This window comes from Mucilaginibacter sp. KACC 22773, assembly GCF_028736215.1.
Lineage (GTDB): Bacteria > Bacteroidota > Bacteroidia > Sphingobacteriales > Sphingobacteriaceae > Mucilaginibacter.
This window is the reverse complement of record NZ_CP117883.1, coordinates 76,162-88,421: the sequence shown is the minus strand read 5'-3', so window position 1 is coordinate 88,421 and position 12,260 is coordinate 76,162. Positions and strand designations below refer to the sequence as shown.

Annotated in this window: 7 protein-coding genes; 3 read left to right on the top strand and 4 right to left on the bottom strand. The window is 43.8% G+C overall.

Annotated features, from left to right (window positions below):
- Positions 1 to 207: 207 nt before the first annotated feature.
- The gene (locus PQ469_RS00380; protein ID WP_255369742.1) at positions 208 to 990 is read right to left on the bottom strand and encodes a lytic transglycosylase domain-containing protein; all 783 of its coding nucleotides are present in this window, start codon (positions 988 to 990) and stop codon (positions 208 to 210) included.
- Positions 991 to 1,220: 230 nt separating this feature from the next.
- Between PQ469_RS00380 and PQ469_RS00375 the strand changes: the two genes are divergently transcribed.
- Positions 1,221 to 2,750 (top strand): pseudouridine synthase, encoded by a 1,530-nt coding sequence (locus PQ469_RS00375; protein ID WP_274211219.1) that lies wholly within the window; start codon positions 1,221 to 1,223, stop codon positions 2,748 to 2,750.
- Between the two features lie 51 nt (positions 2,751 to 2,801).
- Complete coding sequence (locus PQ469_RS00370; protein WP_274211218.1) at positions 2,802 to 3,128, top strand: DUF6932 family protein; 327 nt, start codon at positions 2,802 to 2,804, stop codon at positions 3,126 to 3,128.
- A 159-nt stretch (positions 3,129 to 3,287) separates the two neighbouring features.
- Here PQ469_RS00370 and PQ469_RS00365 read toward each other — a convergent pair whose 3' ends face one another.
- Complete coding sequence (locus PQ469_RS00365) at positions 3,288 to 6,776, bottom strand: T9SS type B sorting domain-containing protein (protein ID WP_274211217.1); 3,489 nt, start codon at positions 6,774 to 6,776, stop codon at positions 3,288 to 3,290.
- Positions 6,777 to 6,902: 126 nt separating this feature from the next.
- Here PQ469_RS00365 and gcvP point away from each other — a divergent pair, with 126 nt between their 5' ends.
- Entirely contained in the window at positions 6,903 to 9,812 is a 2,910-nt protein-coding gene (gcvP, locus tag PQ469_RS00360; protein ID WP_274211216.1) for an aminomethyl-transferring glycine dehydrogenase, read from the top strand.
- Between the two features lie 112 nt (positions 9,813 to 9,924).
- On the opposite strand, the gene PQ469_RS00355 is transcribed toward gcvP, so the two are convergent.
- Positions 9,925 to 10,509 (bottom strand): Crp/Fnr family transcriptional regulator, encoded by a 585-nt coding sequence (locus PQ469_RS00355; protein ID WP_274211215.1) that lies wholly within the window; start codon positions 10,507 to 10,509, stop codon positions 9,925 to 9,927.
- 141 nt (positions 10,510 to 10,650) lie between these two features.
- Complete coding sequence (locus tag PQ469_RS00350; protein WP_274211214.1) at positions 10,651 to 12,180, bottom strand: glycoside hydrolase family 32 protein; 1,530 nt, start codon at positions 12,178 to 12,180, stop codon at positions 10,651 to 10,653.
- Between the last annotated feature and the right edge of the window lie 80 nt (positions 12,181 to 12,260).

Sequence of the window (12,260 nt, the reverse complement as noted above, 5' to 3'; positions counted from 1 at the left end):
GCCTAAAGCAGCAGACTCAACGATCAATTTACTATGATATTGAGCAAGTATATTATTGAATAGCAAAACATAAAAAAGCCGATCCTCCATCCAGGAAGATCGGCTTTCAAGTGCTCCGTAAAATTTTAATTATTGAATTATTGAGTGTTTGAATTATTGATTTAGAAAAGATTACTTCAATCGCCAATTCACTAACCCACCAATTCACTAATTAAATGCTAACAGTTGTGTTGTGGGTGGGATAACAATGTAATCCTTGTACCCAAACTTTTTTGGCTGTTCGATAATTGCTTTCATGGCAATAAGCTTGTAGATGTATGAACCGGTTTCGCGGTTGAGGCTTAAGCGAAAGTAATTATCCTCGTTTTGCTTATTAATGGCGCGTTCCATTTTAATGGAGCCATTGTTGTAAGCGGCGGCAGCCAGCGTCCAGCTGTTAAATTCACCATACAGTTCTTTGATGTACTTGCAGGCTGCTATTGTTGATTTGCGCACATTTTGGCGCTCATCAACACCATGACCAACCTTTAGGCCATAAGTACGCGCGGTACCCGCCATAAACTGCCATAAGCCAGATGCCCCTTTTGATGAAGTGCCGCTTTTGAGGCCCGATTCAACCAACGGGATGTATTTAAAATCATCAGGTATGCCATAAAACTTTAAAATGGGCTCAATAATAGGGAACAGCGCTTCGGCCTTGCGGTGCAGCAAGGTTGACTGAACACTTTTAAAAGAATGTTGGCTAAGCGATTTGTTGAGTTTTTTGGTAACCCTGGCATCGTTAACAGGTAAAGCTTCGTCGGCAAAACTATAGGTAGCCGCAGTGCTTTTAATAAAAATAAATTTCGAGGTCCGATGGCTTAATTTGGCCGGTTTTGCAACCGTTTCAGCAATTGTTGTGCTGTAGATATTAAGCTTTGAAATGAGGGCCAGCACCAGGATTACGGAGCACGTAAGTAAGTGTTTTTTAATCATTTCTTTTTTTATCATTAACTATACATTAGGTAAAATGTGCTGCAAAGGTATGTCATACAAATCACATAATCAAATACTTAGGATTTTGCCAACTTTTTTAGCATGGGTTTTCGGTTCAAAAACTGTGTTTAAAACCGTTTAAACCGTGATTTTGTTTGCTGACATTTTTTTGATTTTTTTAATTAAAGTGTGCCAAAAAAGCATAACTTTGACCCTCACGCTGCGAAAGCGCTAAACAAAAAAATATGGTATTTAAGAGACCAACAGGTAGTCGCGATGACAGGCCAGGAAAATCAACTGGCAGAAGTTCAAGAGGCGACGATAAGCCAAAAAGACCGGCAACCGCAAAAGGTAAAGCCACTCCGGACGGAGAAAAGAAAAAACTATCCAGACCGGATAAACCATTCCAAAGCAACAGGTTCAGCGACGATAAGCCCAAAAGCAATTTTAGGGACAACGCATCATCTGGCGACAAAAAATCGTCGGGCAGATCAAAGCCATATTCAGGCAGACCTGCGGCAGGTGACGACAGACCTAAAAGTAACTTTAGAGACGGTGCTTCATCCGGCGATAAAAAAAGCTTTTCGCCACGCAGCAAGCCATACTCTGGCAGGCCAACAGGCGGCGATTTTGAAGACAGGCCAAAAAGAAGCTTCGGTGCAGGCTCATCCGCCAGCGGCGAAAGAAAGCCCTACTCTGGCCGTCCAACCTCTGGCGAAGGTGAAGAAAGACCCAAAAGAAACTTTGGCGGCAGCAGTGCCGGCGAAAAGAAACCATACTCGTCACCACGCACCCGTACATCCAATACCGATTTTGGCGATAAGCCCAAAAGAAGTTTTGGCGCAGGCGCAGAAAGATCGACAGATAAAAAATTTGGCGAAAGGCCCGAAGGCGGATTTAAGAAACGCGAAGGCAGTTTTTCAAAAGATAAACCGGCTTATAATGCCGACAAGCCACAGCGTAAGCCCACTTACGATAAAATAACTAAAGATACCAGCGCACCCGAAAGGACCATGCGTGGCCGTAAAAAACCAGCCGAAACCAAAACTAAGGACGATGGCCTTATCCGCCTTAACCGTTATATATCAAATGCGGGCATCTGCTCTCGCCGTAAGGCCGATGAACTGATCATTGCAGGTGTGGTATCGGTAAATGGTGTGGTTGTTGATGAATTGGGTGCCAAAATTGATCCCCGTAAGGACGAGATCAAATATAACGGCGAAACCCTGCGTCGTGAAAAAATGGTTTATGTATTGTTAAATAAACCAAAGGATTACATTACCACTACCGAAGACCCGCAGGAACGCCGTACTGTAATGCACCTGGTTGAAAAAGCAACCAAAGAGCGCATTTACCCAATTGGCCGTTTAGACAGGAATACCACCGGGTTATTATTAATGACCAACGATGGCGACCTTGCCGACAAATTATCGCACCCACGTAGCAACATCAGCAAACTATACCAGGTTGAATTAAATAAAGCCTTATCTCAAGGTGATTTGAATAAGATCACCTATGGTATCGAGCTGGAAGATGGTTTAATTAAACCCGATTCGGTATCGTACGTTGCAGGTGCATCAAAGCGCGAAGTAGGCATCCAAATCCACAGTGGTAAAAACCGCGTGGTACGCCGCATTTTTGAAAGCCTTGGTTATGAAGTTGTAAAGTTGGATAGGGTGGTTTACGCCAACCTCACCAAAAAAGATCTTCCTCGCGGCCGTTACCGCCATTTGGAAGAAAGCGAGATCATCCAGCTCAAACACCTGATAAAATAATATAAAACGCCCCGCTAAACATCGGGGCGTTTTTGTTAACTTGCTTTTGCAATGATCGTTTTTAATACCCGAGGTTTACTCATACCAGAAACTATTATACCATCAACGCTAAGCGAATTTGAAGTGGAATTTGCAGTGAAGCTATCTGATGGAAAAAGAAAAGAGTTATTTGATCAGTTTAAGTTGTATTGTAATAACTTAAAGGCTGTTTGCGACAACAAAGCAATCGTTCAATGGATTGATGGTTCTTATTTTACCAAAAGTAAAAATCCATCTGATATTGACCTGGTTTCTTTTTTGATTACGAAACAGCTAAAGCGAAGGAGAATGAGCTTAAACAATTCATTTATCCTCAAAGTATTGCAAAGTATGGAATAGATGGCTATATAATTAGGTACGCTATCGGCATTACTGGTAACTACAAATACCGCTGCCGTTACCTGCCGGCAAAGCAATATAAGCAATACAATAAACAGGTACCTGTAAAATATTGGTCTTCAATTTTTTGAATCGGCCATCAGCACACTTGGTATCATCCTACCTGACAATAGTTAAACTGCCCGAGAGCAGGCTGCATGGGGTATTTAAATTGATAATATAATAATACACGCCCGGCGGCAATAGCTGATTGTTGAATTTCCCGGCAAAAACGGTTGCATACTCTTTGGATTCGAATACCTTTTGGCCATAGCGGTTAAACACCTGTACCAGCGAGCCTGGAAATTTCTCAAGACCTTCTATGTTCCAGTAGTCATTTATACCATCGCCATTGGGGCTAAATGAGTTTGGTTTTTTAACATCTACGTGCACTACCTCAATATGGGTTTGTGTCCGGTTGCTTTCGCAGCTGCCAATGCTATAGTTGATGTAAAAATCACTGGTTTCAGTAATAGATAAAGTGAATTTACCCGTTGTGTTAGTTGAAAGCGGCAGAGTAGATGTAGCATCTGCATACAATTTATAAGTACCCGCAACCGGGTTTTGTACGCTGATGGTAACTGTTTCCGGATCGCAGATCCGTTGATTATTAACAACGGGCGGATCGGGTGTAAACTTATTATTACTAACTGCACGATCTACGGTAAGCGGGATGGCGCATGCCGTATTATCCGTAACAACCAGCGAGTAATTTCCCTCTCCTACACTTTTCAGGTCTTTATCCGTGCCAACAACGGCATTGTTAACAGTATTGGTCCAGGTATATTTGTAAGGAGGCACGCCGCCTGTTACATCAACACCGGTAATGCTCCCAAATAGCTGATCGCACTGATCAGGATTGGAAATGGGATTGTTTAGCGACGAAAACTGTAAAAGCGGCGTTACTTTTACTTCTAAATTGTTTACCAGTACACTTGGGCAACCATATTTATCGGTTACATTAAGTGTATAAAAACCCGCCGCTAAACCACTTATACTTGGCGAATTACTAATCAAAGTACCATCCTGCTTTATCCACTGGTATGATACCGGGATTACTTTTCCTTCAATCTCCAGGTTAATTGCCCCGTTATCTAATCCGCAGGTGGTGGCAACACTCGCCAGGCTCTTAATGGTAAATACTTCCGGCGTTAGCCTGTTAACGGTAAAATATCCATCATTGCTACATTTGGTTACCGTGTTAACCGCGTTGAGACGATAAGTACCATCGGCGAGGTTAAAAATATCTAAATTGCTTTGATTGGTGGTAATTGGGTTTCCTTGTGGATCGTACCATTGATACAGGTCGGCATTTTGAACATATACACTTGTTATTGCACCATTATTGGCGCCACATTTGGCCGGAGTAATAGAACCTCCGCTAATATTTACAGAATTGGTTTCCTGGATAAAAATAGGAGGCGTTGAATACGGGCTGCATTCGCTTTGGTCATACAGCGTGAGGGTGTAGTAGCCCCCTTTAACTTTTACCAGGTTTTTGGTAGTAGCCACCACTACCCCGGCATCATTTGTCCATTTATAGGTTAATGTGCCTATGCCTACTGTTGTTGTTATATTGCTGATACCGCCATCGGCAATGCCGCACCGCGCGGGGGCAACCTGCATAGTCGAAAGATCATAATCCGGACCCGGTTTGGCTTTAATAGTGACAGCCGGCGATGAGGTAACCGCACAACCGGCCTCGTCATAAATAGTAACGGTATAAGTGCCCTCGGGTAAATTGGCGGCCTTATCTGTCGATTTTATCAGGCCCGCCTTGTCTTTCCAGGCAAAGGTTACGTTACCTGTACCACCCGTAAAATTGACATCAAACGGAAACGACTTTTGCCGACACTGGGGTGTAGGCACAATTACATTTTGTATTTTTATCCGTAGGTCTTTTATTTCAAACAGTTGTGTTGTTTTTTGACAGCCACCCGGATATTGAACGGTTAACTGGTAAGTACCGGGCAACAGGTTTTTTATATTCTGAGCGTCGCCTATTGGCGTTAATGATCCATTGGTTTCTTTTTTATCCCAGTGGAATAATAGTCCGGTACGGGGTTGCTGTATGGTTACACTCCCCTGGTAAGCACAGGTATAATTTTTTACAACCACATCATTATCCTGTATCACCAATGACGAAAATGGCGAAGTATTATTATTGGCATCCGTAGCTGTGGCAATAACAGCCTTGCTAAAAGCACCCGAATAACTCCATGCCCCGCTTGCGCTTGATGTCACCGTGGTTATGTAGGTTTTACCCTGGCATATATTGCCGCAATCGTCCGACAAAAACAATTCGATTTTGCAATTTGGCGTTGCAGTACCCGATACAGCAGTGCCGCTAAAATTAAGTACCTGCACAAACGGAACCTGATAATTATTGGTTAAAACGCTTATGCCATAATCGCTGTTGCAAAAAATGCTGTTGTGCGTAATTAGTGTATGCGTGCTGTTTAAAGCTTCGATGCCATAAAAGTTATAGCCTATATAATTAATATCGGCGGCAGTGCCGCCGATGGTACCAGACGAACTTGTACCGGCATGAATGCCCTCACCATTGCCAAGGTCTTTGGTTCCGGTAATATCTGTTCCTATTTTGTTGCCCGTTATTTTAAACGTGGCGTTCTCGATATAAATGCCGCAATAGCGCTGGCCCGATATTAAATTGGAAGTAACGTTTAGCGTTGTATTTGACGAGTTAACGTTAATGCCATAAGCTTTAATAAACGCGCTTTGCTGCAAAAGCGGGATGTTTTTAAAATCGGCTTTGCCTGTATAATCGGTGCCTATTTTGTTGCTTTGTATGGTTATGGTATTGGCTACCCCGTAATAATAAGCCCGCGCTATATTAATACCGGTAACATTGGCCGCTATCACATTACCCATACCGGCATCCGTACCACCTATCAAACCATCTTTATCTAAAGTAAGGTTAATACCGGTGTAGTTACTGGCGGCGGTGAAGCCATCATCAAGCAAACCTATAATATTACTTTGAATTTGAATATCCGAAGCGCCTGCAGCATAGTAATAGGAGGTGTTATAAATTCCGTTAATGTTGCCGCAAAAAACATTTCCTTTGCCAGGCGCCCCTATAATAATCCCGCTTACATCCCCTTCCATCATTAAGCCCGAGCCCTGGCTAAGGTCGGCAGTGGCCAAACTGTTAATTTTAGCAAAGTTGCGGATGTACAATCCGTATATGGCAATTTTTGTGGCTGGTGCGCCACCTGCATTTACCTCGCCATTAATATTTAAAGCATTAAAATAAACAGGAGAGGTTTCGGGCTCAATAATCACCTTGGCGTTTGATACCCCGAATGCAATACCCGGTTGGGTAGTACCGTCGATAGTAACGTTGGAGGTAATAAACGGCAACTGGCTTTTTAACCTAATGGTACGATCGGATACCAAACTACCGGGTAAATTAAACCGGATGATATCGGGAGTAATGATGCCGTTGCCTGCTGCTACCGAGAGTGCTTCGCGAAGCGTACCGGGCCCTGTATCGGCATTACTGGTTACCACGATGGTGGCTGCAAAATTAAAATTGCTTAATAAAAACAGAAAGACTATTAACAGTAAAAATTTCTTAGCAAACATGATAAGTATAAGTCTGTTAAAGATATAAAATTTCTCTGTAAATGCTTTGTCAATATCATATTACGCAATTGTTACTGATATTGTAAAATCGTACCTTTGCGGTAAATTTAAGGGGACGACTATTTCATGAAGCTTAACGCAGATTACCAGGAACAATTCCAGTCAAGGCATATTGCTCCAAATGAGGCCGACACGGCAAAAATGTTAAAAACCATCGGTGTTAGCTCACTGGATGAACTGATAGCGCAAACCATTCCGGACCAGATCAGGCTTAAAAAACCGCTTGATTTGCCACCTGCGAAAAGCGAGTTTGACTACCTCACTACACTTAAACAAACATCGTTAAAAAACAAGGTATTTAAGTCGTTCATCGGCAAAGGTTATTATGATGTAATTGTGCCTGGTGTTATTCAGCGTAACATCCTCGAAAATCCCGGATGGTATACCCAATACACGCCGTACCAGGCCGAGATTGCGCAGGGCCGTTTACAGGCTTTGTTAAATTTCCAAACCATGGTTATTGACCTTACCGGGATGGAAATTGCCAATGCTTCCCTATTGGATGAGGGCACAGCCGCTGCCGAGGCTATGTTTATGCAGTACAGCCTGCGTAAAAACAATGCTGCCAATGTGTTCTTTGTATCCGAAGAACTGTTCCCGCAAACTATTGATATTTTAAAAACCCGCTCGGAGCCTTACGGCATCGAACTGCAAATAGGCGACCACCGCACGGTTGAATTAACCGACAATATGTTTGGCGCCATTGTACAATACCCTGCCGGTAAAGGTGCAGTATATAACTACCAAGATTTTGCTGTCGCCGGTCACGAAAAAGGCATTAAACTAACCGTTGTTGCCGATATCATGAGCCTGGTATTGCTAACCCCTCCGGGTGAATGGGGTGCCGATATTGTTGTTGGCAGTACACAACGCTTTGGTGTACCAATGGGTTTTGGCGGCCCCCATGCCGCTTTTTTTGCTACTAAAGAAGAATACAAGCGCTCTATCCCTGGTCGTATCATCGGTGTAACCATCGATAGCGCCGGCAACTATGCTTTGCGCATGGCCTTGCAAACCCGCGAACAGCACATCCGCAGGGATAAAGCCACTTCAAACATTTGTACCGCGCAGGCATTATTGGCTATTATGGCCGGTATGTATGCCGTATACCATGGTCCTAAAGGTGTTAAATTAATAGCCGAAAGAATTCATGGCCTAACCATCCTGTTGGCTAAAGCCCTTGGCGAATTAGGTTACAAACAACTGAACGAAAGCTACTTTGATACCCTGAAGTTCGACGTAGCCCATTTAGCAGGTCCTATCCACTCTGAAGCGCTAAACAACGAGATGAACCTGAACTATGAAGGTTCGGTTGTTACTATTTCTGTTGATGAAACTACATCGCCCGAGGATATTAAAACCATAGTTAGATTCTTTGCCAAAGTATTGGGTAAAACTATTAACGATGTTGATTTTGACGGATTAAAGGCTGATTTGGAAACTGTAATTCCAACTGAATTACAGCGTACATCTGCTTACTTGACCCATGCGTTGTTTAACTCGCACCATTCCGAACATGAAATGCTGCGTTATATTAAATCATTAGAGGCAAAGGATCTTTCGCTTTGCCATTCCATGATCGCTTTAGGCTCATGTACAATGAAGCTGAACGCCACCACTGAAATGATCCCGGTTACCTGGAACCATTTCAGCAAAATTCACCCTTTTGCACCAACCGACCAGGTTGGCGGCTATATGCAACTGTTTGACGAGATTAACAACTGGCTGAGTGAGATCACCGGCTTCGCGGCCATGAGCCTACAGCCAAACGCAGGAGCACAAGGCGAATACGCCGGCCTGATGGTTATCCGCGCCTATCATCATGACAGGGGCGATACCCACCGTAATATCGCTTTAATTCCATCATCGGCACACGGTACCAACCCTGCATCTGCAGCTATGGCCGGTATGAAGATAGTGGTTGTTAAATGTGATGATAATGGTAACATCGACGTTGCCGATATGCGTGCCAAAGCCGAGCAATATAAAAACGAGCTATCGTGCTTAATGGTTACCTACCCATCTACCCATGGAGTATTTGAGGAATCGATCATCGAGATCTGCCAGATCATCCATGAAAATGGAGGCCAGGTTTATATGGATGGCGCCAACATGAACGCACAGGTAGGCTTAACCAGCCCGGCCAATATTGGTGCGGATGTTTGCCATTTAAACCTGCATAAAACTTTCTGTATCCCTCACGGTGGCGGTGGCCCCGGTATGGGCCCTATCGGCGTAGCTAAACACCTGGTGCCTTATTTACCAGGTCACGCTGTAGTTGATATCGACAGGGGTAAATCTATCCACGCGGTATCTGCAGCACCATGGGGTTCGGCATCTATACTGATCATCTCTCATGCTTATATAGCCATGATGGGCAGCGAAGGGTTAACCAATGCAACCCGCTACGCTATCCTGAATGCCAACTATATTAAAACCCGTTTAGAAAGTCATTTCCCGGTATTATACACTGGTGCCAATGGCCGTTGCGCGCACGAAATGATATTGGATTGCCGCTCGTTTAAACCGTTCGGTATCGAGGTTACAGATATTGCCAAACGCTTAATGGATTACGGTTTCCACGCGCCAACTGTATCGTTCCCGGTTGCGGGTACGGTGATGGTTGAGCCAACCGAATCGGAACCTAAACATGAGCTTGACCGTTTCTGCGATGCTATGATCGCCATCCGTCATGAAATTGCCGATGTAGCCAGCGGCGTGTTGGATAAAACAGACAACCCGTTAAAAAACGCGCCACACACTGTAGCCGTAATTACCGGCAATGAGTGGGAACATCCGTACACCCGCCAAAAAGCAGCATTCCCGCTGCCTTACGTTGCGGCCTTTAAATTCTGGCCATCAGTAGGCAGGGTTAATGATACTTATGGCGATAGAACGCTAATTTGCTCATGCCCGCCGTTAACAGATTACGAGTTTGAAGAAAGCGAAGTAACCACTCCCGAATACGGAACCTGAGACCGGAAATACCAGAGGATTATATAAAAAGAAAAAGACCGTCATCATAAGTGGCGGTCTTTTCATTTACTTTAACTGTTAAAATCCATGCTGTCATGGCTGCGGGAAGAGATTACCTGTTTGTGGTTTGTTTATTGCGACGCAGCATGCTCAAAAAAACGGGTGTAATGCCCAGGTACGATGCTATTTGCTTTTGCGCTATCCGCTGTTCCAATTTGGGGTATTGCTTTTGAAACTGCAGGTAGCGCTCTTCGGCGGTTTTAGAAAGGTTTGAGGTAATGCGGCGTTGGTATAAATTGAACCCGTTTTGGGTAAGTATGCGAAAAAAACGCTCGAACTTAGGCAACTCGATAAATAGTTTTTCAATAGCCGCGTGGCTAAGGTAAAACACCTCGGTATCTTCCAGCGCGCCTATCGAATAGAATGCAGGGCTTTGTCCAAAAAAGCTGGAAATATCTACCGACCACCAGTTTTCCGGGCAAAAAGACATATTGTGTTCGTCGCCCTCACGGTCTACGTTAAAAATGCGCAGGCAGCCTTTGTTCACAAAATATATTGCCCGGCAAATCTCGCCGGCGCTCAGCAAAACAGTATTCTTTTTTACAACCTTATGCTGCAATACCGATTGAACATAAGCCGCCTCTGCTGGAGTTAACGAAACGTGCATAGCAAAGTTTGCCATTATGAGGTCGAACATAGGGTAGTTTTAAAGTAAAGATAGGGTTTGAATTTATAGTTCAAAATCACCGTAATTGAAAATATCTGTTAAAAGCAAAAGAGGCTAACCTGTAAAGGCAGCCTCTTTTGCTTTTTCAATGGCAGCAGATAGCTGCATGTACTACTTCCAAATTGATTTTAACCCGTTAATGGTAAGTGTGTTTAATTTCAGCTTTCCATCTACATTTATTGCCATGCTGGTGTAATCCTCGTTGGGGAAATAAACGGCGGTCATGGTAGTTAAGCCTCCATCGGCAAAAAGCTCAACGGATGCTTTATCAACTACAATGATCAGGTCGGAGCTTTTTGTTGTACTCAATCTTGGGGCAGTAAACCGGCCCGAGAAGTCTTTTTGAAAATCCACCTTACCTGATTTTGTCCTGTCGATAAAATATTGATCCTTGGCATCATCGTAACCGATTAATACTTCTTCTCCTTTTTTGTTGGATAGTTTAATGGTATAGCCCTTTAACTGAGCGAGGCTTAACTTTAAAATGTATTGGCTTTTTAAATTACTTACTTTGTCGGTTAACTCAAGTGTTTTATTAATTGCCACTTTTTTTGATACCGATGTACTGGTACTGATGTTAACTAACTCAGGAACCGGGGCCGATGCGATGACGATGCCTTGTTTACTTTGTTTTAAACGCAAATCTCGCGGAATGGTCATGGCGTTGCGCCATTTTTGGGTGGGCACCTGGTTAGCATATTCCCAGTTACTCATCCAGCCCAGGAAAATTTTGCGGCTGCCGGTATTGCTCCAGGTAATGCCTGCATACTCATCGGGGCCATAATCCAGCCAGCGCGTTTGGGTATCCATCGGTGTAAACTGATGCCCGTTAAAGCTCCCCACAAAATATTGCGTAGCCGAGCCTCCGTTGGGCCCTCCCGGGTTAAGGTTTACCACAAGTATCCAGTATGTTTTGCCGTTCAGCTTTAAAGGGAACAGGTCGGGGCACTCCCATACCCCGCCGTGCGCTCCCTCTCTTAAACCAAACTCACTCTCCTTTTTCCAGGTTTTTAAATCAGGTGCCGAGTAAAAGGTAATATGATCTTTGGTAGCCAGGGTCATTACCCATTTTTTTTGTTTGGGGTACCACATCACTTTAGGATCTCTGAAATCTTTAATCCCCGGATTTTTAAGTACCGGGTTCCCTGCGTACTTAGTCCAGGTAAGGCCGTTATCTAAACTGTAGGCAATACTTTGGTTTTGAAAAACATCGGTACCTGCCTTTTCTCCCTTTGGATCATGGTGCGTAAATATGGCTACCAACGGAACCTTTCCATTTTTACCAAAGCCCGAAGTATTGTTGGAATCAACCACAGCACTGCCCGAGAATATATAGCCCAGGCTATCGGGATATAAAGCTATAGGCATTTGTTTCCAGTGCACCAGGTCTTTACTTACCGCATGCCCCCAATGCATTGGCCCCCACACAATACCATCAGGATAGTATTGAAAAAACAAATGGTAGGTGTGGTTAAAATAAACCATCCCATTGGGGTCATTTACCCAATGCTGCTCCGGCGAAAAATGCACCTGCGGCCTGTGCGGCTCCTGGTAGCTTACTCCTGATTTATCCTGCGCTTTACTAACCATGGTAATCATTATAAAGGCCATCAGTAACGCGATGCCGGTTTTTGTTTTCATAATTGAAGTTCTTTTAATTTAGGCAGATGAACTTAAGCGTGTATTTACAAAGGCGCCCCGGCATAATTATAAAACCGGGG